Below are 24598 nucleotides of genomic sequence, written 5' to 3'. Positions count from 1 at the left end.
GCTAGTCCTCCTTGGCAGCTTGAAAGCCGTCGTGATCGTTTTGAAACATGTAAAAAAGCCTCCCCACTTGAGCGGGGAGGCGGTTGTCGACTATGAAAACGTCTCGTCTCCTCTCATCTCTCGGGTCAGTAGCCGGAAGCAACAGCTCCGACTCTTATCCGTTGGAATTAGCACCGTTTCGCTATTTCGTCGATCACAAAAAATAGCGCCGGTTGCCGGGCATCATAGGGCCAGTCCCTCAGCCAGCTCGCGATAAGAGTGAATATGGTTCACACGACATCGATCCGTGTGCGATACCCCCATGATATGCCTTCTCGTTTCCCGAGTCAATCTTTGTTTTTTACGAGAATGTGCATCTGCTCACAGGGAAAAGGAGGCAGCAAGTGAAACTTTTTTACACAGCGTGCGTGGTATGGGATGAAAGGGTGTGGAGACATTGGGAAAGTAGGCTTGGAGGACGTGTACCAGTTGCACGTAAACGATATATACCGCTATCTTTTCCGGCTCACACGCGATCAGAGGCAGGCGGAAGATTTGACGCAAGAGACTTTTTTTCGCGCGTTTGCCTCTCTGGAGGACTATCACGGGGAAAAAGTGCGGCCATGGCTGTTCAAGGTGGCTTACCACGCTTTCGTGGATTGGCATCGCAAGCAGAAGCGGCGGCCAGTCGATTACGTCGGGAACGTGCCGGATCGGCTGGATGCTTCCGCTATCGATCCCGCTGACCAGCTCGTGAACCAGGAATTGTGGGAGACGGCATCCGCCTGGCTGGAGCGGCTGCCGGAAAAGCAGCGGCAGGTGATTTTGCTGTCGACGATGCAGCTTTCCTACGCGGAAATGGCGCAGGTGCTGGGAATCGAACTGGCAGATGTCAAGCGTTCTCTGTTTCGGGGACGGCAAAAGATGCGACAACTGTGGAAGGAGGAAGGGCTATGACGAGGCAAAACGGAGATGAGCGCGAGCAAAGGCTGCTTGCTTATTTGAGAGGGGAAGTAACGGGAGAGGAAGCGAAGCGACTGGGCGAGGAACTGACAAGCGATGAAGAGTACGCACAGAGGCTGGAACGGTTGCTGCTGGGGGAGGACAAGGGGGAAGACGACAGGGAAGAAGTCAAGTCAGCGCTTTCGCTATCGGAAGCCAGACAGCGGGCAATCGTCCGCCGGGGAAAATGGAAAAACCGGCTGACGACCTCCTTTTATGCCTTCGCGATTCCTTGCCTTGCAGGTGTGCTCTTGCTGCTTGTAAACGGCTGGGTGGGCAGGCTGATGTACGACGATTTGTTCCGGGTGGCGTGGGACATGGTCAATTTTACCCAGCCGGGCGTGAGCGTGGGCAGCAGCGGCTCGCAGGTGGGGCTGTTGTACGGCAGCATCGACATGGAACTGCGCGAGCAAGTTGGCAGAGAGGCCAAAAACGCTGGCCGCTTTCGGAGCACGAATGTACTGTGGAACGTGAGCGCCAGACCGGAGTGGACAGGTGGCGTCAGGGAGCAAAAACTGTTTTTCCGCTACCCGTTGTCATCCGGAGAACCGGAAGAAGACACGGCCTATTTGCGCACGCCTGCCTGGACAACGCTGGAAAAGCTGCCGGAGGGAACGGTATCCCAACTGGCGATCTCGTTTGACAGCTTCTTGACGTATGACCAGTACGTCAAGCTGGTTTCCCGCCATATCATCAGCGACAGCCAAGAAACGGTCTGGTTTGCCGTCGACACGGGAGTGGAGTTGAAACAGGCAGACGGAGAAGTAGGCAATCTGTTACTCGGCCCGGGGGAAGTTTGGGGCTTTGCCGAGCGGGCGCTGGATTACGGAGCAGCGCCGATTCAGGTGAACGGCGAAAGCGAGCGGCGAATGGCTGCCTTCATGGGCGAGATGAAATATTTGACCGAGCAAAAAAGCCTGGTACGCGACATGGGCTCTGCACTGCTTACGGGCGGCGATCCGCAAATCGAGGAGCGCTATCGCTATTTGCAGGAAAAAGGCTTGCGCATCTACGGCGCCGTCCTGACCGGACCGACGAAGGAGTTGCTTAGGCTCAAGGAGGAAAAGGCGATTACCGCCGCATTTGTCGGGAAAATCGACTGGTGGAACTGGGACCCCCCCGCCGCATCGGGGACACAAAAAAGCTGGTAAAGGGCGAACCGTTTTTGCAAAAAAGAATGTTGACATCCCGGAACCACAGGTTGTATGATTCAAACTAAATCAAAAACCGCATACGTTTGGATACCTTATCCAGAGAAGGTGGAGGGACTGGCCCGATGATACCCGGCAACCGACACGACGCTATGTTGACGCGAACAGCGATGAAAACAATCAGCGACGTGCACGGTGCTAATTCCTGCAGAAACAAAAGTGGTCTGGAAGATAAGGGGGACATGACACGTTATTTGTACGTGACGACAGCGACCTCTTTTCTTCGGAAAAGAGGTTTTTTGCATGGCTGAACGATATGACCAGTCTGCTGCAGATAGAGAGAGCAACGACTTAAACGAGGGGAGTAATCAATCATGGCATACCGCGCATTGACTGAACAGGAAGCAGTGGAGTACGTAAAAGGCTTGCCGGGTCTGTTTACGGAAGGGGCCGAGCTGACCAGCCGTGAAATCGGGGACGGGAATCTGAATCTGGTGTTCGATATTCAGGAACCGGCTACCGGAAAAAAAGTGATCGTGAAGCAGGCGCTTCCGTTTGCGCGCGTCGTGGGCGAATCGTGGCCGCTGACCATCGACCGCTCCCGAATCGAGAGTGAAGCACTCCGCATTCAGCACAAATACGTGCCGGATCTCGTGCCGGAGGTGTATCACTACGATCAGGAGCTGGCACTGACCGTCATGGAAAACGTCGGGGACCATACGATCATGCGCAAGGGCCTGATTGAAGGAAACCGCTACCCGCTATTCGCCAAGCAGATCGGTCGTTTTCTCGCGCACACCTTGTTCTACACATCGGATTTGGGCGCGCATCCGTACGACAAAAAAGCGCTCGTCGGAACATTCATAAATCCGGAATTATGCAAAATCACAGAAGATCTCGTCTTTACCGACCCGTACGAAAATGCGCAGACCAATAACTTCAACCCGCTGATTCACCGGGAAGTGGAAGCGATCTGGAACAACAAGCCGCTCAAGCTGGAAATCGCCAAGCTGAAATACGACTTCCTCACGCGCACAGAAGCGCTCTTGCACGGCGACTTGCATACGGGCAGCATTTTCATCACCGAGACGAGCCTGAAAGTGATCGATCCCGAATTTGCCTACTACGGGCCAATCGGCTTCGACATCGGCGCGGTCATCGCCAACCTGCTGCTCAACTACGCTGGCCAGCACGGATTGCAGGAAGACCAAGGAGAACGCGACTCGTACCGCGAATACTTGCTGGAAACGGTGGAGGATGTCTGGAACGAATTTGTTTCCCAGTTCGTTCAGCTCTGGCACAAGCAGGCAAAAGAGCGCAGCGCTCATGTCGAAGGCTTGTGGCAAAGCTACGTGAAGCGACTGATTCAGGACACGGCAGGCTATGCCGGCTGCAAAATTTTGCGCCGCGTGATCGGACTTGCGGGAGTGGCTGATCTGAACACCATCGCAGACGATGCAAAACGGGCAGAAGCCGAGCGTCTGGCGCTGGCAATCGGAGAAGCACTGATTCTCGGCCGGGCCAACGTCGAAGAATCGACAGACATCACGGACATCGTCCGCCAAGTAACTGCACGCTACTATCAGGAGGCAACGACAGTATGACAATCAGCACACAAATCACGCCAGTCAAGTGGGAAGACGACGTGCTCGTCTTGCTCGACCAGACGCGTTTGCCAGTAGAGACGATTTACTTGCACCTGACGACTGCCGAAGAAGTATGGGGCGCCATTCGCCGCCTGGAAGTGCGCGGCGCGCCGGCAATCGGCATGGCCGCAGCGTATGGATTGTACCTGGGGATTCGCGACAGCGAGGCACAGACGTACGAACAGTTTTGGCAGGAGCTGAACCGCCAGGCAGACTATCTGGGCACATCCCGCCCTACAGCTGTCAACTTGTTCTGGGCGCTCGACCGGATCAAGGCGCGCGTGGAAAAAGAAAAAGATGCTGCCCTGTCCATCGCAGAGCTGAAAGCCGCTGTACTCAACGAAGCGCTGGCGATTCAAGCGGAAGACGCGGAGGTGTGCCGGACAATCGGGGAGCATCTGCTCACGCTGCTGCAAGACGGCATGGGTGTTCTCACGCACTGTAATCCGGGGGCGCTCGCTACGGCAGCGTACGGAACCGCAACGGCTCCATTTTATCTGGCCAAGGAACGCGGCTGGGATCTGAAAGTGTACGCAGACGAGACTCGCCCCGTTTTGCAAGGCGCCCGTCTGACCGCGTATGAACTGCAGCGGGCAGGCATCGACGTCACGCTGATTTGCGACAACATGGCGGCGATGGTGATGGCGCAAGGCAAAGTGCAAGCGGTCGTCGTCGGAACAGACCGCGTGGCGGCGAACGGCGATGTCGCCAACAAAATCGGCACGTACGGGGTAGCTGTTTTGGCAAAAGCGCACGGCATTCCTTTTTACGTGGCAGCTCCCTTGTCCTCTGTCGACCTGGCAACACCGACGGGCGCGGACATTCCGATTGAGGAACGTTCGGCGGAGGAAATCACGCACGGTCTGGGCAAACAGGTAGCACCGGATGGCATCAAGGTGTACAATCCGGCGTTTGACGTGACGCCTGCCAAGTACATTACGGCAATTGTGACGGAGACGGGCATTTTCAAACCGGAAGAGATCGCAAAAAGCAAACAATAATCACGTCCATGAGCGTCTGCCAGTTCGCTGGCGGGCGCTTTTTTGCGCAAAAATGACCGTACTGCTTGCCAAATAATGGCTCGGGTCGCATAATCGAGCGTAAGCAGTCGTTTGCCCGTCTTTAGCCGCTGCATCTACATGAATACAAGGAGGGCTTTTTGCATGAGAATGATACCGATTGATGAGGAGACATTTCTCAAACAGCTGGAGCTGTCCGATGCTGCCGAAATGTTCTGGCTTACGGATACGAACAGACCCTACCTGAAGGAGTGGCTGCCGTGGCTGGATTTTACGCAGCGTGTCGAGGATACGAGCCATTTTATCCAGCGAACGATCCAGCAGCATAACGACAACCAGGGCATTCACTACGGAATCTGGCACAACGGACGGCTGGCCGGAACGCTGGGCGTACATCATATTGACTGGATCAACAGGAAAACGGCAATCGGCTATTGGCTTGGTGCCCAGTTCCAGGGCAAGGGACTGATGACAAAGGCAGTGGCGGCGTACATGGACCGTCTTATTTTCGGCTCGTGGGGGTTGGAAAAGGTGACGATTCAGGCGGCGACGGAAAATTACCGGAGCAGAGCGATCCCGGAGCGGCTGGGCTTTCATTTGGAAGGCATCCTGCGCCGAAACGAGTTTTTGTACGACCATTTCGTCGACCATGCGGTGTACAGCATGTTGAAGGAAGAATGGCTGGCCAGACGCAGCTAAAAAAGTTGGATTGACAAAGAAAATTCAGTAAATTACGATGTAGGAAGCAAGAAAGAGGCTGCGTGATGCGCGCGGCCTTTTTTATATATAATTGTACAATTACGGTGCCCATGATTTGGAGGGGGATCTGCTTGCATACACTCAAGGAGCTATCGTGGTTTTTTCGCGCGTACTGGAAACGGTACACAATCGGTATCCTGTTTTTGTTTCTCATCGACGTCCTGATGCTTTGGCCGCCTCGTCTGATCGGAGAGACGGTCGATGCGATGCGCAACAGCTCCTTGACGCCGCAGGACTTGACCAGGACGGTTGCGATTCTGCTTGCGCTCGGTGTCGGTCTGTACGTGATGCGCTTTGCCTGGCGGTACTTGCTCAACGGCGGTGCGCTGATTTTGGAGCGAATCTTGCGCGAGCGTCTGTTTGCGCACCTGACGCGGATGACGCCGTCGTTTTATCATCGTAGGCGCAGCGGTGACTTGATGGCGGTCGCCACGAACGACATTCCAGCGATCGAGCAGACAGCGAGTACAGGCGTGCTCACACTGGTCGATTCGCTGTTTATGACCCTGCTGACGCTTGGTGTCATGGTGACGGTCATCGATTGGAAGCTGACGTTGGCGGCGCTGATCCCGATGCCTTTTTTGGCCTGGTCCACCGCCTACTACGGCAGACTGCTGCACGAGCGCTTTTATCTCGCTCAGGAAGCGTTTGGCGAGATGAACGACCACGTACAGCAATCGGTTTCCGGTGTGCGTGTGCTGCGTGCGTTTGTGCAGGAAAAGGAAGACATGGAAGCCTATCGCCGGGTCAGTGAAAAAACGCTGGAGCGCAACGTGAGCGTGTCGCGAATCGACGCGCTGTTCGAGCCGACGATTGGGATCATTATCGGCTTCAGCTTCCTGATCGGGCTTGGCTATGGCACATATCTCGTCTTTACGAGTGCAATTTCGCTGGGCGATCTGGTCGCTTTCAACCTGTACCTTGGGCTTTTGATCTGGCCGATGTTCGCCTTTGGCTGGCTGGTCAACGTGTTGCAGCGCGGCGGAGCGTCGCACAAGCGCCTCTCCGAGCTGTTGGAGGAACAGCCGGATGTGCAGGAAGCCGCCCATCCGGTGACAGCCGAGACGCCGAATACGGTAGAAGCCCGCCAGTTTTCTTTTGCCTATCCGGGCAGTGAAAAGCCTGCGCTTACGGACATCACCTTTTCGCTTGGAGAAGGCAAGACGCTGGGCGTTGTCGGGCGGACGGGGAGCGGCAAGTCGACGCTGTGCCGCGCCTTGTTGCATCAATACGAGCTGAAGGAGCAGTCGCTGTTTGTCGGCGGCGTGCCGATTGAACAGCTGTCCTTTGCCGCGCTGCGGGAAAAAATCGCCTATGTGCCGCAGGAGCATTTGCTGTTCTCGCGGACGATTGCAGAAAACGTGGCATTTGGAAGGCCGCAAGCGACCGAGGCGGAGATTTTGCACGCGCTCAAGCTGGCGGAAATGGACAATGATCTGGCCCAGTTCCGCGATGGCCTGCAAACGATGGTGGGCGAAAAGGGCGTGACGCTATCCGGCGGGCAAAAACAGCGGGTTTCCATCGCCAGAGCGTTGCTGCTCGATGCAGGCATCCTCATTCTCGACGATTCCTTGTCGGCGGTTGACGCCCGGACGGAAGAGGCAATTTTGCGTCATTTGCGTAAGGAGCGTGCTCATAAAACAACGATTATTACCGCGCACCGCCTGTCTGCCGTGCAGCACGCCGAACTGATTCTCGTGCTGGACGAAGGGCGGATTGTCGAGCGGGGAACACATGATGAGCTGATGCAGCAAAATGGCTGGTATGCGGAGCAGTATCGCAGGCAGCAAATGGAGCGGGATGTTGCCGGCTAGGCCGCGAAGAGGGGGAGAGCGTTTCGTGGGAAAAGAACAGGTATGGAAGCGGCTGGCCGCATTTGCCCGGCCGTTTCAGAAGCAAATAGCGGGAGCGCTGATCCTGCTTCTGCTCGGGACGAGTGCGGAGCTGGCGGGACCGTTTCTCGCGAAGGTGATGATCGACAATCACATTCTCGCCATCCAGAAACCCTGGTACGAGTTTGCACAAAAGCCGCAGGCGCAAAAGGACGTGGCGGTGGCGATAAATGATCGCTACTATATACGGGAAGATATGCTGGCCGATGCGGGCTTGACCCCCGGCAGCATCCAGGCGAACGAAGTGACTGTCGTTGCGGAAGGCACGACGTATTACTTGATCGCGGGAAAAATCGAGCAAAATGGCGAGAAGCAGTTCACGCCGATTGAGCCGGAAAATGGCCGGGAGCGCTTTGCGGTGAGGACTGGCGATGCGGCGGGAACGAGTGCGACCCCGACCGGAATCCGCCTGACGGGCGAAGAAGTTTTGGCGATGTACCAAAACGACGTGCAGCCGATCATCTGGCTGTCGGTCGGGTACGGAGCGCTGATTTTGCTGTCGGCGGGCTTCAACTACGTGCAGATTTTGTGGCTGCAAACGATTGCCCAGCGCATCATTCAGCAGATGCGGATGAAGCTGTTTGCGCATTTGCAAAAGCTTCCGGTGTCCTTTTTTGACAAGACGCCGGTTGGCTCGCTCGTCTCCCGCGTGAGCAACGACACCGAGGCGATTCGCGAGCTGTACGTGAGCGTGCTGGCCACGTTTGTGCAAAACGGGATTTATTTGATCGGAATTCTGGTCGCGCTGTTCGTGCTCCAGCCGCAGCTGGCGTTGTTTTGCTGTCTGACGGTGCCGCTGCTCGCGCTTTTGGTTTACTTTTATCAAAAGTATAGCTCCCGCTACTACGCGGTGATTCGGGCGAAGCTTGGCGACATGAACGCGACGATCAACGAAATGATCCAGAACATGACGATTGTTCAGGCGTTTCGCCGCGAGGAAGGCGTGCAAAAAGAGTTTGCGCAGGTGAACGAAAGCTACTTCAAGGTGCGGATGAAGGAAATCAACCTGGAGTCGCTTCTGCTGCGGCCCGCTGTCGATCTGATCTGGAAAATCGCCCTGACCTTGATTATCTGGTACTACGGCTCGGCGTCGTTTCACAGTGTCATTTCGTTCGGGGCGCTGTTTGCTTTCGTCGATTACATGGGCCGCTTTTTCGAGCCGATCAACATGATTATGAACCGCCTGTCGCAAATGCAGCAGGCGACGATCTCGGCGACACGCGTCTTCGATATTCTGGACACGGCGGTCGAATCGCCGAAAGCCGGGGAGCCAATCGCGCGGCCGCGCGGGGAAGTGGTGTTCGACCAGGTGTCGTTTGCCTACAACGAAGAGGAGTACGTGCTGAAAAACGTTTCGTTCACCGCGAAGCCGGGCCAGACGATTGCGCTCGTCGGCCATACCGGGTCGGGCAAAAGCTCGCTGATGAACTTGCTGCTCGGCTTTTATCCGGTGACAAAAGGGCGCATCCTGATCGACGGAAAAGACATGCGCCAGATCGACACGCACTCGCTGCGCAGTCATATCGGGCTGGTGCTGCAAGACCCGTTTTTGTTTACGGGCAGCATCGGCTTCAACATTCGCATGTACAACGATGCGATTTCCGATGAAAAAGTCGTGCAGGCTGCCAAGGCAGTGCGGGCCGACGAGTTTATCACGCGCCTGCCGCAAGGGTACGACGAGCCTGTTGTCGAGCGCGGCATGACGTTGTCAGCGGGTCAGCGGCAGCTCATTTCGTTTGCGCGGGCGCTGGTGGCCGATCCGGCGATATTGATTCTCGACGAGGCGACGGCGAGCATCGACAGCGAAACGGAGCTTGCGATCCAGGAAGCGCTGCACGTCCTGTCGCGCGGGCGAACGACGTTTATCATCGCCCACCGTTTGTCAACCATCCAGCACGCCGACCAGATTCTCGTATTGTCCCGTGGAGAAATCGTAGAGCGGGGAACGCATGACGAACTGATGGCACAGGATGGACTGTATCAAAAAATGTACCAGCTTCAACAGGGGAGTCTTTTACGCTAAAGTGAATGGATAGAGGGTTACAGAGAATTGGATTTAGGGGAAAGGAGCTTCAACACCATGTCTTCATCGAGATATACCTTTTGGGTGTTGATTCTGGTTGTGGCCATATCGGGCTTGAGCCAAGGCTTGAGCATTCCGCTCTTGGCTGTGCTTTTGGAAAAGCAGGGCGTCTCGTCGGTCATAAACGGGCTGAATGCCGCCGCTCTGTATGTGGGAATGGTGATCGCCTCGCCTTTGCTGGAAAGTCCGCTCAGGCGAATCGGCTACCGTTCCACGATTTTGTGGGGAATGCTGCTGCTCACGATTGCAACAGCATTGATTCCGCTGTTCAGCCACCTGGCTGTCTGGTTTGTTTTACGCTTTCTGATGGGGATTGGCGACACCGCCCTGCATTACTCCAGTCAAATGTGGGTGACAAAAATTGCCGCGCCAGAAACGCGGGGACGCGACCTGTCCCTGTACGGGCTGGCGTATGGCGTAGGCTTTAGCATCGGGCCGCTTGGCTTGAATCTGCTCCCGCTTGGGCTGTGGGTTCCCTTTGGCGTTTTGTTGTTTTTGTACGCCATTGCCATTGCGCTTTTGTTGCGGATTCAAAACGAATATCCCGAACAGCTCAAGCAAACGGAAAAGAAGCAAAACAAATACGCCACCGTTTTGCGCATCGGCTGGCTGTCGCTGATCCCTTCCTTTTTATACGGGTTCATGGAGACGTCGCTCAACGGCAGCTTTCCGGTCTATGCGCTGCGCACAGGCTTGTCGCTGGAATGGGTTTCCCTGATTCTGCCATCGTTCGTGGTGGGCAGCATTATTTTGCAAATGCCGCTGGGGACGCTGAGCGACCGGATCGGACGCAGACAAGTGATGCTCACCTGTGCCATCGTCGGAAGCATAGCCTTTTTCCTGTTCCCGCTGGCCGGGGAGAACGTCTGGCTGATGATGCTGCTGCTCGGCATTGCCGGGGCGGCGGTCGGGTCTTTCTATTCGCTCGGTCTGGCCTATTCGGCCGACATTTTGCCTGCGGCCATGGTGCCGACTGCGGGGATTATAGCGGGAATCAACTTTGGGGTAGCGAGCATTCTTGCGCCAAACGTCAACGGTTTGCTCATGGAGCTGTGGGAGCCGTGGACGATGTTTTGGCTGATGGGAGCGTTTCTTTTGGTCTTTGCCGCTGCCTGTCTGTTTGCCAAAAACAGCAAGTCTCAGAAAGAGCACTACTCGCTGCCTTTGCAAAAGCAAGGCTGACATCTGTCCATAAAGAAGCCGTCGCAGACTTCACCGATCATTTTGGGCGAAACCGGGTTTTTCTGTGAGAAAAAGTATAAACGGGCGCAGGGGAGGGAAGCGTATTGTTATAGAAGAAGTGTTTTTTGGAAGGGGTTGACCCGATGCTGACACCGTGCATTTTCAAGCGGGGGATCATCTGGATTTTGTTTTTCGTCCTCAGTCTGGTCGTCATCCCGTTCTTTTCCGAAGAGGGTCAGGCTCCGCCGCCAGCTCCTGCTGCGAACGCGGCTGCGCAGAAGTAACCTCCATTTTGGCAACAAAAAGACACGCCATGGCTTTCGTACTGGCGTGTCTTTTTTGCGCGCTTATTTCCTGACGAAATTTTGCGTGTAGAACGGCTGGCCGTCTTTGATGACGACGCCGACGCCCAACTGCCTGTAGTTTGGATTCAGCAGATTTTGCCGATGACCGGAGGAGTTCATCCAGTCGATATGTGCTTCAATCCCGTCCAGTTGGCCGTAGGCAATGTTTTCGCCCGCGTAGCTATAGCGGATGCCTGCTTTTTTCAGGCGGTCAAACGGGCTTCCGGTTGTCGGTGAGTGATGGCTGAAGTAGTTGTGCTGCGCCATGTCGTTACTGTGCGCCCTGGCGACGGCCGCTACCTGCTCGTCCCAAGTCAGGACAGGCAATTTGGCACGCAGCCGTGCTACGTTCAGCAAATCGAAATTTTCTTTCTCATAAGCAATGGCGGCTTGCTTGATCTGGGCGTCTGTCAGCTTTGGCTGTGCCGGCAATTGTGTATAGACAATCGGGTACATCAGGCCCATGGCGATGGTGGCGAAGTGCTCCGGTGTGGAGATGCGGACACCTGCCACTTTGTTGCCGCCCAGTTGATCGATGGAAAAGGTGATGACCTGACCGTTATGGATATAGGTCGGGTGCTTGAGCGTATTGTCCTGGATGCGCAATGACGGGGTAATGGTCAAGGTGCTTTGCGGCGCTCCCCACGCATCCTGCAAGGCTTTGGTGGTGGAATCGATCGTGATTCCCCCGATGCTGGTTTTTGCTCCGTTTGTAAACAGGGTGACGACTTTGTCGTTTTGGATGCCGACCTGGATGTAGTTGTTCAAATCTTGGTTGTAAATCCACCATTCTACTCCGGTGTGGCTTGGGTCTTTGCGTGCGGGCTTGCCCAGCTTTTGCTCGACCTGGGCTGTGCTCATTCCGAGCTGGATGCCATACGTGGACACCGATTTGACTGCAACTTGCTGTGCGGCAGCGACAGGAGCAAAAACTCCCGATACGGGTGACAGTTGGCCGAGCAGAGCTAGGGAAAGGCCCAGGGCGAGGATGCTGATTCCTTTTTTCTTGCGCATATATCTACCTCCTCGGAGTGAAATAGGCTCGGTTGTTTACAATATCGGTGAAAAGACGGGCTGCAAAAAGGGCCTTAGGAAGCAAATCTGCTACGAAAAAAGAAACATCCTCCGAATGAAAATGGGGTGTAGGTTGCAGACTATTCATGCAATTTTCAAACTATTGCGGTACAATATAGTTATGTAAAAGATACAGAAAACGTATTTACCGTTACTAGGGGGATGACAATGATTATTCAAGTGACCGATTTGACGAAAAGCTACGGAGAGCTTCAGGTGTTAAAAGGAATTACGACACAGGTGGCGGAAAAGGAAGTCGTGTGTGTCATTGGGCCGTCGGGCTCGGGGAAAAGTACCTTTTTGCGCTGTCTGAACCAACTGGAGCAAATGACCAGCGGGAGGATCGTCATCAACGGGCATGACTTGTCAGACCCCAAGACAGACATTAACAAGGTGAGGGAAGAAGTGGGGATGGTGTTCCAGCGCTTCAACCTGTTTCCGCATAAGACCGTTCTGGAAAACGTCATGCTGGCGCCGATCAAGGTGAAAAAGGTCGCGCAGGAAGAAGCGCGCAAGCAAGGTCTGGCGCTGCTGAAAAAAGTCGGACTGGAAGACAAGGCAGACGTGTATCCGGACAGATTGTCGGGGGGGCAGATGCAGCGGGTGGCGATCGCCCGTGCGCTGGCGATGAATCCGAAAGTCATGCTGTTTGACGAGCCGACCTCCGCACTCGATCCGGAGCTGGTCGGAGAGGTGCTGACCGTCATCAAGAATCTGGCCAAGGAAGGAATGACGATGGTTGTAGTCACGCACGAGATGGGGTTTGCGCGGGAAGTTGCAGACCGGATCATTTTCATGGACCAGGGCGTGATTATGGCCGAAGGGAGCCCCAAAGAGCTCTTCGACAACACCAGTCATGAGCGGCTGCGTTCTTTTCTCGGAAAAGTTCTGGTCTAAAAAAGCAAGGCACCAGCAGCTTCGCAAAAGAGCGAGGCGTTGGTGCTTTTTACTTTGCTTCATCCAGCAGTTGCGAGACGGTGACAAAACGGTAGCCTTGCGAGCGCAGGTCACTGATGAGCTCCTGCAGGGCTGCAACGGTTTGCTTCTGGTTCAGGCCGCCATCGTGGAACAAAATAATGTCGCCGGACGACACGTTGCTTTTCACGCTTTTGGCTATGACGGACGCCGTTCTCGCCAGGGACCAGTCGCGCGGATCGACCGACCAGTGGATGATGTCGTAGCCGCTTGCCTGCACTGCATTCATGACGTCGTGGGTCAGGACACCTCCGGCGGGACGGTAGTATTGGGCGAGAATGCCCGTCGTTCTCAGAATGGAGCGTTCGGCTCGCTTGATGTCCTCGTACACCTCGTGCTCCGTCAGCTTGTTCAAGTCAACATGATGGTAGCCGTGATTGCCGATCTCGTGTCCGGCCTTGTAAATCCATTGCAGCACCTTTGGATGTTTGTCCACCTGGGAGCCGAGCACGAAAAAGGTGGCGGGCACCCGGTTTTTGTGGAGCACCTCCAAAATTTTCGGGGTGTAGGTCGCATCGGGGCCATCGTCAAAGGTCAGGGCGACCACTTTTTTGTTCGTGTCGATCCGGTGAATCGGTTCGTAAGAGGGAAGCAGTTCACGGGCCAAGGCAGGAGTTATTCCGCAGCCGAGCAGGCAGGCCAGCAAAAAAGCGTACAGCACGACGCGGCTCATGACGGACGCCCTCCTTTTGATTGAGATAGTTTAGGTTCACCCGGCGCTTTGCAAAACATGCTGCCAAAAGAAAACAGCGTCCGGTGTACACAGGCGATATGGTAAAATGAAAGGACTGTACAATCGGAGAGGAGAGAATGAAGTGGAACTCCGCGGTATTTTGCACGGTCTGACCCACGATTATCACGGGCGGGAAAAGCCGGTCGACTACTACCTGAACATCGGTGAAGACCGTCTGCCTTTAAATGAATGGCTTGGCAGCGAACTGACCATTTCCTATCTGGGACAAAAAAACTGCATCGCCTGCGGGCGCAAAACGAACAAAACATTTAACAACGGGTACTGCTACCCCTGTTTTACCAAACTGCCGGAAAATGACTTGTGCATCGTCAAGCCGCACGAATGTCATTTTGACCAGGGGACGTGCCGGGACGAAAGCTTCGGTGAGCAATACTGCATGATCCCGCATTACGTCTATCTGGCCGTTTCCAGCGACATCAAGGTCGGACTGACGCGCAAGCACAACCAGCTCAAACGCTGGGTCGATCAGGGGGCGATTCGCGCGATCCCGATTGCGGAAGTGCCGACGCGCCGGATGGCGGGGGAGCTGGAGTATCATCTCAGCCAATTTTTGCCAGATAGAACCAACTGGCGCAAAATGCTCAAGGGCGACGTCAAGGAAGTCGACCTGCTTGCCATGCGCGACGAGGTGTACAGCCATTTTCCCGAAGCGTTCAAACCTTTTCAATACAGGGAAGACGAATGGGTGGATATTACATATCCGATTTTGGAGTCGCTGGACAAGATCAATTCGAAAACGTTGGACAAAGAGGAGCAGCTCGGCGGACGGCTGATCGGCGTCAAGGCGCAGTACCTGATTTTTGAAAACGGCGTTTTTCAGGTGCGCAAGCATGCCGGCTATCAGGTGGAGATCAAGGCGAGCCGCCCTGCATAATGCATAAGTTCAGGCAAACATTGTCCGGAACGGTGTGGTATTCTTTTACCAGAGAGAATCACTCCATAACGAAAAGCGAGGGAATGGAGCATGACCATGAAAGCGTATTTGTACAACAAATGCGATACATGCCGCAAAGCGAAAAAATGGCTGACAGACCACAAGGTGAGCTTCGAGGAAGTGCCGATTGTCGATGCGCCGCCTTCCAAGGAGGAACTTCGCCGGATTTGGCAGACGAGCGGGCTTGACCTGCGCAAGTTTTTCAATGTCAGCGGTGTGCAATACCGTGAACTTGGGCTAAAGGACAAGCTGCCGACGATGACAGAAGAGGAAATGCTCGACTTGCTCGCTTCCAACGGCAAGCTCATCAAGCGCCCTCTTTTGGCAAGCGATGACACGGTGACACTGGGCTTCAAGGAAGACGTGCTGGAAAAAGCGTGGGGAGGCAAGTAGAAGATGCGCCAACCGTCCAAAAGATTGCAAAACCTGTCTGCCGCGATTTTTTCCGAGATGGCTGCGCGAAAAAAAGAAGTCGCGAAAAAAAGGGCTGTGTACGATTTGAGTATCGGCAGCCCCGATCAGCCGCCTGAAGACCAGTTGCTGGAGACTTTGCTCGATGCTGCCAGACAGCCGGGCGCATTTGGCTACGCCTTGAGCGAGGGCACTGCAGCCTTTCGCGAGGAAGTGGCGCGCTGGTATCAATACCGTTTCGGCGTGGAGCTTGCGCCGGACGGCGAGGTTCACTCCCTGATGGGCTCACAGGATGGACTCGCGCACTTTGCTTTGGCCTGGACCGATCCGGGGGACATCGTACTCGTGCCTGATCCCGGCTACCCGATTTACGAGGGGAGCGTGCATCTGGCAGGGGCGATTCCTTACCGGATGCCGCTGCGCGCTGAAAACGGCTTTTTGCCGAAGCTCGCAGACATCCCGGACGAGATTGCAGCCCGTGCGAAATTCATGATTCTGAACTATCCGAACAATCCGGTGTCGGCTGTGGCCACCGTCGACTTTTTCACAGAGGTCGTCGCATTCGCCAAGCGTCACGACATCATCGTTGTCCACGACCTCGCTTATTCGGAGATGGCTTTTGACGGCTACCGTCCGCCCAGCTTCCTGCAAGCACCGGGGGCCAAAGAGGTCGGGATCGAATTCAACTCTTTTTCCAAGAGCTTCAACATGGCGGGCTGCCGGATAGCCTATGTAGTCGGCAACAGCGAGATTATCAAGCCGCTGGCGATCGTCAAGTCGAATGTCGACTACGGCGTCTTCTTGCCAGTCCAGCAGATGGCAGTCGCAGCTTTGCGCATGGATCGGGAAGCAGGCGGCAAGAACAGTGTCGGCCCTGTCTACCAGGAGCGCCGCGACGTCTTGCTGACAGCGTTAGCCGAGGCGGGCTGGGACATTGAGCCGCCAAAAGCGACAATGTTCGTCTGGGCACCCGTGCCAAAAGGCTGGACCTCCCGCGAGTTTGCCATTGCGCTTTTGGAAGAGGCAGGAGTGGTCGTCATCCCCGGCAGCGCCTTTGGCGACGAAGGGGAAGGTTATGTGCGGATCGCGCTCGTGCAAAGCCCGGAAGTGCTGCGCCAGGCGGCTCGCTCGATTGCGGAGTCGGGCATTCTCACAAGACGAGCAGGGCTATAGGCTGCACGCCAATCCCGTATGGCGTGACAAAGCGGCGGCAGCGGTCTGAAAATCACAGGTATTCATCTGCCTAATTTGGAAAAAGATACAGATATTGAAATCGCTTGCTGAGCAGGGACTCAGAATTTTTTTAAGCGAAGAGGAATCCGCGAATGTTCGTCTAATAATGTATGTGTAGTGGATTGTACCCGATAGGAGGATATGAAAACGATGGAATTCCCGAAAAATCTACGTTACAGTGAAGAGCATGAGTGGGTGCGAGTAGAAGGCAACAAAGCGTACATCGGAATTACCGCTTTTGCTCAATCAGAGCTGGGTGACATCGTGTTTGTCGAGTTGCCAGAGGTAGGCGCGACAATCAAACAGGATGAGCCATTTGGCAGTGTGGAGTCGGTGAAAACCGTATCCGAGCTGTACGCTCCTGTATCCGGAAAAGTAGTGGAAGTAAACAGCGAACTGGAAGATGCACCAGAGCTGGTGAACTCTTCGCCTTATGAGCAGGCCTGGATGATTGCTGTCGAGATGGACGACGCAGCAGAGCTGGACAAGCTGCTGGATGCCGACAAGTACGAGTCTATGGTAAAAGAATAGGTTGCAAGTCACACAAAAAGCCGGGGCATGTGGTGCCCTGGCTTTTTTGGCAGGCAAAGGTAGGTAGAGCGTTGCCGCAGTGGAAAGAGAAAACAGGAAAATTGGACCTCTGGCAAGAGAGGAACTGGCCGCCTGCAGGGAAAAAGGAAAACCGTGTCCAAAGGTGGACGATCGAAGGTTGTAAAAAACAATTTTTTCTTTAAGACCGTCTTGTGGTAATAAAGAAAAAGGCTTCGCCACACGACTAACTGCCAGGCGAAGCCTTTCCCTATAGAGATCAAGCACATAAAAGCGTTAACTGAGCTTAAACGAGCGCACCGTATCGTTCAGCTCTTCTGCCATCTTCGCAAGCATGGTCGCTGCTGCCGATATTTCTTCCATCGATGCATTCTGCTCTTCTGCCGCGGCGGCAACGGTTTGCGAGTTGCCCGCAGACTGCATGGCGATTTGGGAAATATGGTCGATTGCTGTCACGATGGCTTGCATTTCCTGGCTGATTTGTTTCATCTCCGCTGACACTTCGTCTGTGCGGGTCAGCAAGTGGGCGGTAGAGTCGGCAATTTGTTCGAAAGCGGTTCCGGTCGCGCTGACCAGCGTCATGCCTTCTCCCAGGATGGCGGAGCCGTGGCTCATGGCCGCGATGGCCGATTCCGTATCGCGCTGAATGTCGACGACGATGTTGCTTACCTGCTCGGCTGCCGAGCTGGATTGTTCGGCCAGCTTGCGTACCTCGTCAGCGACAACGGCAAAGCCTCGTCCCTGCTCGCCGGCTCTGGCTGCCTCGATTGCTGCGTTTAAGGCGAGCAGATTGGTTTGGCTGGCAATGGAGGTAATCAGCTCGATCATTTGGCCGATCTCCTGGGAGCGCTGTCCCAGTGCGTTGACCACCGCTGCGGTTTGTTCCATTTGTCCGTGAATCACCGTCATGTGCTCCACTGTCTTGGCCGCCATCTGATTGCCTTCCGTCGCCTGATGATTGGCATCGCGGGTAGAGGAATTGACTTCCTCGATTCCTTTTTCCATCACGGAAATATGCCGGGCGATCTCATTGATGACATCGCTGCCCTGATTGGTCGCATCAACCTGCTGCTCTGTGCCGTAGGCAATCTCCTGGACAGACTGGGCGATCTGCTCCGTCGCCTTGCTCGTCTGCTCGGCGCTCGCCATCAGCTGTTCGGAGGTAGCGGCCACTTGTTGGGCGCTGTAGCTGACCTGGCTGAGCGTTTCGCGCAAGGTGGCGGTCATCGCATTGAACCGGCTCGCCATGACGCCCATCTCATCGACCGTCTTGACATCCATCGATGCGGTGAAATCACCGGAGGACAGAGCTTCCGAGAGCTGGTTGGCCTTGTTGATTTGTCCGGTCAAATATTTGCTGAAAAAATAAATGACGGCAATCAGGATCAACAGCCCGAGCAGACTGACAGCGACAAGCCGGTAAGCAAGAGCGTTCAGTGGTTTGGCAAATTCATTTTCCGGCATGACGAGCGCGATCGTCCAATTTGCGGAAGGGATTTTTTTGAAATATACACGGTTGACGCCATTGTCGTCGGAAAAAGTTTTCATGCCCTCGCTTTCGGCAAGCAGACTGGGACCGATTTCTGCGAGCGACGTGTTGCTGTCGGTTTGCACGGATTCCACCATCATCTTTTCCGATTGCGGATGGGACAGGTACTTGCCGCCCTGGTCGAGCAGGAAGGCCCAGCCAGTATCGCCTACTTTTGTCCCCGAGACCATCGTTTGAATATCCGTGAGCGTGATGTCGTCCGTTGCTACCCCCAAAAGCTTTTTGTCCGGAGAGTAAAACGGAGCGACGACAGTCGTCATCGGGAGCTTCAAAATCTCGTCATAGTAAGGCGGGGTGTAATCCGTCGCTTTTTTTGTCGAGGCACCGATCTTGTACCATTCTTGCGTCGGATAATTGAAGGCCGGTGAATTGTACTCGTATGTGATGCTCACCTTGCCGTCTTTTTTGGCCCCGTAAGTGGAAACGAACTGCCTGGACGGATCAAAAGCGTACGGCTCCATGAAAATCCCCATGCCGACAGACGTTTCATTGATGAGAACCGTTTTGGTCAGCAGAGAATCCAACTGCTCCAGCGAATAAGTAATCGGACTCATTTCGATTACCCGAGCCATGTTCAGCGTTACTTTGCTGTGCGATTCCAGTTCCTGCTCCACCTTGTTGCTGAGCAAGTCCAACTGGTAGTTCATTTTTTCTGTCAGTTCCTCGTTCAACTGCGCATAGGAGAACATAAAGGACATGCTCATCAGAAGCACGAGAGTCAGGACAATCACAGGAAGGGTAATTGTAAGAGTCCGTGCACGAAGGCTTTTAAAACGAAACATAGTACCGCTCTCCTTTTACATATGACTAGCTGTGTACTTATTCCCGTTATCGGCTTAATCCAAACTTTTTTACAACAATATTTGGGAATCGCGGTAAATCTTCTAACTAATCAGAAAACGGTGTTCAAACGCAGACAAATCGAGTACAATGGTATGACAATTCATTTTACCATAAATTGATTGGCATCTTTTTGCGGTAGAGCATCAGCAGGGTTACGGGTTACAATGCGGGTACAGACAGAGAGTTTCGACCAGACGCGTCTTACGCTTTTCGCTGTTTGGGGAAGAAGGAGGGAGACTATTTATGAGTTTTTGCTGCGGTGCAGGAATGGTTGGTTCCGTAGGCTCAGTCCGTCATTATAGAACGCTTGTACACAACGTCCCCATCATGTTTTGTCCTGTTTGTGACAGAATTGAGGTTCATCCCGCTATTGAGGGAGAGTACGAAATTTTAGTAGAATATGCTCAGGGGGATCAGGCACCCGAAGTCGATTTCGCTGATTTTGTGAGTGTTGACAATACATCCGAGTTGTTTGAGAATTGTACCATGACGGATGAAGCAGCGAGCTTCTCCGATGTCCTGAAGCAGCAGATTGATATTTCCCTGGATTTGCTCGGGATCGCCAAGGAGTTAAAGGATGAAGAGTGGCGCGAAGCACTCATGATTCGTTTAACACGGTTAAGCGATCGACTGAAGCAGTACAATATACGCAAGCAGGTGTCGCAAAAAAGCGCATGACCTTTAGTTGACGTGGGAGGCAGTGTGAATGTTTCATTTGAAAGGCGTTCACCACATCGCATTGAATTGCAGCGATGTCGTGAAGGTAGCTCGGTTTTTTAAGGACATTTTGGAAGTCCCCATCCCGGAAGAGAATATGGTGGAAGGAGCGCCTGTCTACTTTCAAATCGGCACATACACACGGATCGGTCTCCATCCGCATGGCGGGGGAGAAGGCAAAGGCGGCGTAGGGCAAGTCGATCACCTTGCTTTCTCGGTGACGAGCCGCGCTGAGCTCGACTATCTGGTCGACAAGCTGGAGGCGGAAAACATTTGCTACCGCGGTCCGATTACGCAGCCTACGAGCTACAACTTGTATTTTGAGACACCGGACGGCCACCATCTGGAGGTCCGGCTGGATAAAGACGAATTTGATGAATAACGGATGGATACCAAGAGCATCTGCGGTCGCGGGTGCTCTTTTCATTTTTGCCCAACCGCTGAAAAAGCCTGTCGAGAAAAAGTCGCTCTCCCTGACAAGACCCGACAGTGGTTCTCATCCCTCGCCAAAGGATTCGACTGCGCGAGCCGCGAACCCAATGGGAGAAGAGAGGGGGACGGATTCATGATCGGACTGGGCAGACTGCTCCATGAGGTAGGCGAACGTTTGCAAAAGAAAACGCACTTGCGCCATGTAACTGTGGGCTGGGAAAAGAGGATCGGAATCGTCGTTGACGACACGCAGTCGCGGTGGCAGATCACGGTATCAAAAGGCAGCATCTCGGCAGGCGTCTGGGAGGAGGAGCAGTCCGCTGATCTGATCGTCAGGGGAGACGAGCGGCAGATGGAGATGCTGTTTGGCGGGGACGAGCTGGTCTACGCTTTGGCCAAGCAGCAAGTACACATAGCAGGGACACTGCGCGACCAGTTGAAGCTGGATGCGATTTTGCGTTTGACTTGCAAATAAAGGCGGGCTGAGGCTCCTTTTCCAAATAAAGGCGCTCCACTGTGCTATAATAAGAGGAAACGATGGGGGAGGCGCAACTATGTCTGATCGCTTGGCATTGAAAGAGACAATCGCGGCTCGTGTGCAGTCGATTGACGAAACATTCCGTCACTTGCATGCGAATCCGGAAATTAGCTGGCAGGAAGTCGAGACGACGAAATATTTGGCGAAGAGAATGCAGGCACTGGGACTGAAAGTTACCACCTTTGCGGATTGTACGGGGCTTGTCGCAGAGTGGGGGGAAGGAAAGCCTGTCGTCGGGCTGCGCACGGATATTGATGCGCTGTGGCAGGAAGTGGACGGAGAGTGGCGCGCCAATCATTCCTGCGGGCATGACGCGCATATGACCATGATTGTCGAAACCGTAGAGGCATTGATCGCCTCCGGGTACAAGCCGCCGGGAACGCTGAAAATTTTGTTCCAGCCCGCCGAAGAAAAAGGAACAGGTGCCCTGAAGCTGGTGGAAAAAGGCGTCGTGGACGACATCGACTATTTGTACGGCGTTCATCTTCGTCCGATTCAGGAAATGGCGAACGGAACCGCAGGCCCTGCCATTTACAACGGTGCCGCGATGTTTTTGTACGGCGAAATAACAGGCGTATCTGCACACGGAGCGAGGCCGCACCTTGGAATCAATGCGATTGAAGTGGCAGGTGCGATCATTTCCGGGATCGGACAAATCCATATCAATCCGATGGTACCGGCTACCGTGAAAATGACCATGCTGCAAGCCGGAGGGGAGAGCTACAACATCATTCCGGACAAGGCGAAGTTTGCCCTTGATTTGCGGGCGCAAACGAACCAGGCGATGGAGGAACTGGTTGGCCGCGTCCATCAGATGATCGAAGGGATTGCAACCTCCTACCAGGCATCTATCGAGCTTGCGGCCGGGCCGCGAATGGTGGCAGCCGAAGTGGATGAGGAAGCAAAAGGACTGATGGAGCAGGCGATTGTCGATGTGCTCGGGGCGGACAACCTCAAGGCAGCTCCTGTCAGCCCGGGAGCAGAAGACTTTCATTATTATACGGTAGAGCGTCCGCACATCAAGGCGACCATGCTGGCTCTCGGCTGCGATTTGCAGCCTGGACTGCACCACCCGCAGATGAAGTTCGAACGGTCGGCACTGCGGGACGGCGTCGAGATTCTCAGCCGTGTCATCATGCGTACCTTTGAAAAGGTCAAAGGACAAGCCTCCCGCTAAACGAACAGGCAGGACAACCCGCTCATGCAGCGGGTTTTTTGCGGTTCGCACGCCTTACGCCCGGCCGCTGCCGATGCGAACTGGCCAGACCAGCGGAATTTTCGGAATATGTGTTCATTTACGAAAGGGTGGACATAGAGCAGAAGAACTGAAATACTGTTGGTTGGGGAAAACTACTCGAGAGGTTATTCACACATTCTCCACAAGAGATTATAAAATTATGTGGCTTATTTAGCTAAATGTGATATACTAATTACAAATCAGACGACAGTATGAAAAGTCACTATCAAGAAACTGGATAGGATATACATTTTGGGAAGGAGATCGTTCACACATGGAAACCAATACGGTTCACAAGCTTGCTGACATTCTGGGTGCTACACAGGTATATCGCAACCTGTCCGTAGCTGGACTCGTGGAGATGGCAGTAAAGCGTGGCGAAGGGATTTTGACTGATAAGGGGGCGCTCAATGCGCTGACAGGCAAGTTTACAGGCCGTTCGCCAAAGGACAAATTTGTGGTGGACGAAGCTTCCGTACACGATAAGATCAACTGGGGTCCGGTCAACCAGCCGATTTCTCCAGAGAAGTTCCAGGTACTCCAGCAGGACGTGCTGCGATACCTGCAAGGCAAAAGCGAACTGTTTGTGTTTGACGGTTTTGCCGGTGCAGACGTCACCTATCGTCTGCCAATCCGGGTTGTAACAGAATACGCTTGGCACAGCCTGTTTGCCCGTCAGCTGTTCATCCGTCCTAGTGCCGAGGAACTGGCGACACACGAGGCTGAGTTTACCGTACTTTACGCACCTGGCTTCAAGGCGAATCCAGACGTACACGGCACAAACTCCGAAACTTTCATCGTTCTGAGCTTCGAGCAAAAAACCGTTTTGATCGGCGGCACTGAGTACGCGGGCGAGATGAAAAAGTCGATTTTCAGCGTCATGAACATGCTGCTGCCTGAGCGCAACGTTCTGCCTATGCACTGCTCGGCCAACGTGGGCAAAGACGGGGATGTCGCGCTGTTCTTCGGATTGTCCGGCACAGGCAAAACAACGCTGTCCGCTGACCCGAACCGCTTCCTGATCGGGGACGACGAGCATGGCTGGTCTGACAATGGCGTATTCAACATCGAGGGCGGATGCTACGCAAAATGCGTCAAGCTGTCCGAAGAGGGCGAGCCGCAAATCTGGAACGCCATCCAGTTCGGTACCGTACTCGAAAACGTCGATGTTGATCCGGATACCCATGTCGCTGACTACGACAGCACGAAATACACGGAAAACACGCGCGCAGCCTATCCGGTAGATGCAATCTCCGGCGCTGTGATCCCAGGTGTGGGCGGTCAGCCAAACGTCATCATTTTCCTGACAGCCGATTCGTTCGGCGTGCTGCCTCCGATCTCCAAGCTGAACAAGGAACAGGCCATGTACCACTTCCTGTCCGGCTACACCAGCAAAATGGCTGGTACAGAGCGCGGTGTCACTACTCCGCAAACCGAGTTCTCCACATGCTTCGGCTCCCCATTCCTGCCGCTGCATCCGGTTGTGTATGCGGAAATGCTGGGGAAAAAAATCGACGAACGCGATGTGCAAGTATACCTCGTAAATACAGGCTGGACGGGCGGCCCTGTCGGTGTCGGACAGCGCATGAAGCTCTCCTACACCCGTGCAATGGTAACAGCAGCGCTGAACGGCGATCTGGAAAAGGTAGAGTACGTGGAAGACGCAACATTCGGCGTACAAGTGCCAACCACTTGCCCGAACGTGCCGGCAGAAGTGCTTCAGCCGCGCAACACATGGGCAAACAAGGAAGACTACGACAAGCAAGCCGCTGAACTGGCTGCACGCTTCATCGAGAACTTCCAGAAAAAGTTCCCGGATGCAACCGACATTGCCAAAGCAGGTCCAAAAGCGTAAGCAATGGCGATCTATACGAAAAAACGGCTGGACAATCGCGTCTGGCCGTTTTGCTTTTCCACGGCGAGAGCGGCCAGGCAGTTCTCACCGCTTTTCTATTTGACTGGCGCAAAAGGGTCAGGTAAGCTTCCATAGGAGGCTTTTTCAGCGAAAAAAAAACGAACGGTTCGGATTCGTATCCAACATGAGACAAGCTGCTGAATGGGCTGTACGCACCTGTGCCTTTTTGTGGTACGCAGGCGGAAAAGTTCCCTGGAAATGCCAAGCGATGTATTGGAAAAAGTTGCATGGGGGAAAATGCTTACGTGGTCACTGTATTTGGAAAGGTTTTTTGAAGCAAAAACAGACTTTCTAAATATAATGATATAAAAAATACAGATATGTTCCATTCCTTGATTTATAATTATTCTTATTATAAGATAGTTATTGAGAATGGATTG

Annotated in this window: 22 protein-coding genes and 2 riboswitches; of the genes, 19 read left to right on the top strand and 3 right to left on the bottom strand. The window is 54.1% G+C overall.

Annotated features, from left to right (window positions below):
• Positions 1-110: 110 nt before the first annotated feature.
• A riboswitch (SAM riboswitch) is annotated at positions 111-259 on the bottom strand.
• Positions 260-459: 200 nt separating this feature from the next.
• The 9 genes from AAFJ72_RS17990 to AAFJ72_RS17950 all read left to right on the top strand — a co-directional run bounded on the left by AAFJ72_RS17990 (position 460) and on the right by AAFJ72_RS17950 (position 10997).
• Complete coding sequence (locus AAFJ72_RS17990; RefSeq protein ID WP_432777220.1) at positions 460-936, top strand: sigma-70 family RNA polymerase sigma factor; 477 nt, start codon at positions 460-462, stop codon at positions 934-936.
• Positions 933-2132, top strand: a complete 1200-nt coding sequence (locus AAFJ72_RS17985; RefSeq protein WP_432775074.1) for an anti sigma factor C-terminal domain-containing protein — start codon at positions 933-935, stop codon at positions 2130-2132. Before AAFJ72_RS17990 ends, AAFJ72_RS17985 begins: the two co-directional genes overlap by 4 nt.
• A 92-nt stretch (positions 2133-2224) precedes the next feature.
• A riboswitch (SAM riboswitch) is annotated at positions 2225-2370 on the top strand.
• Positions 2371-2506: 136 nt separating this feature from the next.
• The gene (mtnK, locus tag AAFJ72_RS17980) at positions 2507-3736 is read left to right on the top strand and encodes an S-methyl-5-thioribose kinase (RefSeq protein WP_432775072.1); all 1230 of its coding nucleotides are present in this window, start codon (positions 2507-2509) and stop codon (positions 3734-3736) included.
• Complete coding sequence (mtnA, locus tag AAFJ72_RS17975; RefSeq protein ID WP_432775070.1) at positions 3733-4779, top strand: S-methyl-5-thioribose-1-phosphate isomerase; 1047 nt, start codon at positions 3733-3735, stop codon at positions 4777-4779. Before mtnK ends, mtnA begins: the two co-directional genes overlap by 4 nt.
• 162 nt (positions 4780-4941) lie before the next feature.
• Positions 4942-5496, top strand: coding sequence for a GNAT family N-acetyltransferase (locus tag AAFJ72_RS17970; RefSeq protein WP_432775068.1), 555 nt, complete (start codon positions 4942-4944; stop codon positions 5494-5496).
• A 131-nt stretch (positions 5497-5627) separates the two neighbouring features.
• Positions 5628-7370 (top strand): ABC transporter ATP-binding protein, encoded by a 1743-nt coding sequence (locus tag AAFJ72_RS17965; protein ID WP_432775067.1) that lies wholly within the window; start codon positions 5628-5630, stop codon positions 7368-7370.
• A gap of 25 nt (positions 7371-7395) precedes the next feature.
• Complete coding sequence (locus tag AAFJ72_RS17960; protein ID WP_432775065.1) at positions 7396-9471, top strand: ABC transporter ATP-binding protein; 2076 nt, start codon at positions 7396-7398, stop codon at positions 9469-9471.
• Between the two features lie 57 nt (positions 9472-9528).
• Entirely contained in the window at positions 9529-10713 is a 1185-nt protein-coding gene (locus tag AAFJ72_RS17955) for an MFS transporter (RefSeq protein ID WP_432775063.1), read from the top strand.
• 143 nt (positions 10714-10856) lie between these two features.
• On the top strand, positions 10857-10997 hold the full coding sequence (locus tag AAFJ72_RS17950) for a hypothetical protein (RefSeq protein ID WP_432775061.1): 141 nt from the start codon (positions 10857-10859) through the stop codon (positions 10995-10997).
• Positions 10998-11060: 63 nt separating this feature from the next.
• On the opposite strand, the gene AAFJ72_RS17945 is transcribed toward AAFJ72_RS17950, so the two are convergent.
• Entirely contained in the window at positions 11061-12071 is a 1011-nt protein-coding gene (locus AAFJ72_RS17945) for a CAP-associated domain-containing protein (protein WP_432775059.1), read from the bottom strand.
• Between the two features lie 228 nt (positions 12072-12299).
• Between AAFJ72_RS17945 and AAFJ72_RS17940 the strand changes: the two genes are divergently transcribed.
• On the top strand, positions 12300-13028 hold the full coding sequence (locus AAFJ72_RS17940) for an amino acid ABC transporter ATP-binding protein (protein WP_432775058.1): 729 nt from the start codon (positions 12300-12302) through the stop codon (positions 13026-13028).
• 49 nt (positions 13029-13077) lie between these two features.
• Here the strand turns inward: AAFJ72_RS17940 and AAFJ72_RS17935 are convergent, their stop codons facing one another.
• Positions 13078-13779, bottom strand: coding sequence for a polysaccharide deacetylase family protein (locus AAFJ72_RS17935; RefSeq protein WP_432775057.1), 702 nt, complete (start codon positions 13777-13779; stop codon positions 13078-13080).
• 142 nt (positions 13780-13921) lie between these two features.
• Between AAFJ72_RS17935 and AAFJ72_RS17930 the strand changes: the two genes are divergently transcribed.
• The 4 genes from AAFJ72_RS17930 to gcvH all read left to right on the top strand — a co-directional run bounded on the left by AAFJ72_RS17930 (position 13922) and on the right by gcvH (position 16969).
• A complete protein-coding gene (locus tag AAFJ72_RS17930) occupies positions 13922-14734 on the top strand; it encodes a DUF2797 domain-containing protein (RefSeq protein WP_432775055.1) in 813 nt (270 codons plus the stop codon).
• A gap of 90 nt (positions 14735-14824) precedes the next feature.
• A complete protein-coding gene (locus AAFJ72_RS17925) occupies positions 14825-15187 on the top strand; it encodes an arsenate reductase family protein (protein ID WP_432775053.1) in 363 nt (120 codons plus the stop codon).
• Positions 15188-15190: 3 nt separating this feature from the next.
• Positions 15191-16378, top strand: coding sequence for an aminotransferase class I/II-fold pyridoxal phosphate-dependent enzyme (locus AAFJ72_RS17920; RefSeq protein ID WP_432775051.1), 1188 nt, complete (start codon positions 15191-15193; stop codon positions 16376-16378).
• Positions 16379-16588: 210 nt separating this feature from the next.
• Positions 16589-16969, top strand: a complete 381-nt coding sequence (gene gcvH / locus AAFJ72_RS17915) for a glycine cleavage system protein GcvH (protein ID WP_122906542.1) — start codon at positions 16589-16591, stop codon at positions 16967-16969.
• A 294-nt stretch (positions 16970-17263) separates the two neighbouring features.
• Here the strand turns inward: gcvH and AAFJ72_RS17910 are convergent, their stop codons facing one another.
• Positions 17264-19318 carry a methyl-accepting chemotaxis protein gene (locus AAFJ72_RS17910; protein WP_432775049.1) on the bottom strand — a complete coding sequence of 685 codons (2055 nt, stop codon included), beginning with the start codon at positions 19316-19318 and terminating at the stop codon, positions 17264-17266.
• Between the two features lie 304 nt (positions 19319-19622).
• Between AAFJ72_RS17910 and AAFJ72_RS17905 the strand changes: the two genes are divergently transcribed.
• The 5 genes from AAFJ72_RS17905 to pckA all read left to right on the top strand — a co-directional run bounded on the left by AAFJ72_RS17905 (position 19623) and on the right by pckA (position 24158).
• Positions 19623-20057: a hypothetical protein gene (locus AAFJ72_RS17905; RefSeq protein ID WP_122906522.1), complete on the top strand. Its 435-nt coding sequence runs from the start codon at positions 19623-19625 to the stop codon at positions 20055-20057.
• 28 nt (positions 20058-20085) lie between these two features.
• Positions 20086-20478 (top strand): VOC family protein, encoded by a 393-nt coding sequence (locus AAFJ72_RS17900; protein ID WP_122906523.1) that lies wholly within the window; start codon positions 20086-20088, stop codon positions 20476-20478.
• Positions 20479-20661: 183 nt separating this feature from the next.
• On the top strand, positions 20662-21003 hold the full coding sequence (locus tag AAFJ72_RS17895; protein ID WP_432775047.1) for an SCP2 sterol-binding domain-containing protein: 342 nt from the start codon (positions 20662-20664) through the stop codon (positions 21001-21003).
• Between the two features lie 79 nt (positions 21004-21082).
• Positions 21083-22243, top strand: coding sequence for a M20 peptidase aminoacylase family protein (locus AAFJ72_RS17890; protein ID WP_122906525.1), 1161 nt, complete (start codon positions 21083-21085; stop codon positions 22241-22243).
• A 334-nt stretch (positions 22244-22577) separates the two neighbouring features.
• The gene (pckA, locus tag AAFJ72_RS17885) at positions 22578-24158 is read left to right on the top strand and encodes a phosphoenolpyruvate carboxykinase (ATP) (RefSeq protein ID WP_432775045.1); all 1581 of its coding nucleotides are present in this window, start codon (positions 22578-22580) and stop codon (positions 24156-24158) included.
• Positions 24159-24598: the final 440 nt, after the last annotated feature.

The sequence above is a fragment of the Brevibacillus gelatini genome (assembly GCF_050920745.1).
Taxonomy (GTDB): Bacteria; Bacillota; Bacilli; order Brevibacillales; family Brevibacillaceae; genus Brevibacillus; species Brevibacillus gelatini.
This window is presented reverse-complemented; position numbering and strand designations above follow the sequence as displayed.

What these genes read in the sequence shown, in the direction of transcription:
- AAFJ72_RS17985 (WP_432775074.1), top strand. Translation starts at nt 933, where the DNA reads ATGACGAGGCAAAACGGAGATGAGCGCGAGCAAAGGCTGCTTGCTTAT.
- mtnK (WP_432775072.1), top strand. Translation starts at nt 2,507, where the DNA reads ATGGCATACCGCGCATTGACTGAACAGGAAGCAGTGGAGTACGTAAAA.
- mtnA (WP_432775070.1), top strand. Translation starts at nt 3,733, where the DNA reads ATGACAATCAGCACACAAATCACGCCAGTCAAGTGGGAAGACGACGTG.
- AAFJ72_RS17970 (WP_432775068.1), top strand. Translation starts at nt 4,942, where the DNA reads ATGAGAATGATACCGATTGATGAGGAGACATTTCTCAAACAGCTGGAG.
- AAFJ72_RS17955 (WP_432775063.1), top strand. Translation starts at nt 9,529, where the DNA reads ATGTCTTCATCGAGATATACCTTTTGGGTGTTGATTCTGGTTGTGGCC.
- AAFJ72_RS17950 (WP_432775061.1), top strand. Translation starts at nt 10,857, where the DNA reads ATGCTGACACCGTGCATTTTCAAGCGGGGGATCATCTGGATTTTGTTT.
- AAFJ72_RS17945 (WP_432775059.1), bottom strand. Translation starts at nt 12,071, where the DNA reads ATGCGCAAGAAAAAAGGAATCAGCATCCTCGCCCTGGGCCTTTCCCTA.
- AAFJ72_RS17940 (WP_432775058.1), top strand. Translation starts at nt 12,300, where the DNA reads ATGATTATTCAAGTGACCGATTTGACGAAAAGCTACGGAGAGCTTCAG.
- AAFJ72_RS17935 (WP_432775057.1), bottom strand. Translation starts at nt 13,779, where the DNA reads ATGAGCCGCGTCGTGCTGTACGCTTTTTTGCTGGCCTGCCTGCTCGGC.
- AAFJ72_RS17925 (WP_432775053.1), top strand. Translation starts at nt 14,825, where the DNA reads ATGACCATGAAAGCGTATTTGTACAACAAATGCGATACATGCCGCAAA.
- AAFJ72_RS17920 (WP_432775051.1), top strand. Translation starts at nt 15,191, where the DNA reads ATGCGCCAACCGTCCAAAAGATTGCAAAACCTGTCTGCCGCGATTTTT.
- gcvH (WP_122906542.1), top strand. Translation starts at nt 16,589, where the DNA reads ATGGAATTCCCGAAAAATCTACGTTACAGTGAAGAGCATGAGTGGGTG.
- AAFJ72_RS17910 (WP_432775049.1), bottom strand. Translation starts at nt 19,318, where the DNA reads ATGTTTCGTTTTAAAAGCCTTCGTGCACGGACTCTTACAATTACCCTT.
- AAFJ72_RS17905 (WP_122906522.1), top strand. Translation starts at nt 19,623, where the DNA reads ATGAGTTTTTGCTGCGGTGCAGGAATGGTTGGTTCCGTAGGCTCAGTC.
- AAFJ72_RS17900 (WP_122906523.1), top strand. Translation starts at nt 20,086, where the DNA reads ATGTTTCATTTGAAAGGCGTTCACCACATCGCATTGAATTGCAGCGAT.
- AAFJ72_RS17895 (WP_432775047.1), top strand. Translation starts at nt 20,662, where the DNA reads ATGATCGGACTGGGCAGACTGCTCCATGAGGTAGGCGAACGTTTGCAA.
- AAFJ72_RS17890 (WP_122906525.1), top strand. Translation starts at nt 21,083, where the DNA reads ATGTCTGATCGCTTGGCATTGAAAGAGACAATCGCGGCTCGTGTGCAG.
- pckA (WP_432775045.1), top strand. Translation starts at nt 22,578, where the DNA reads ATGGAAACCAATACGGTTCACAAGCTTGCTGACATTCTGGGTGCTACA.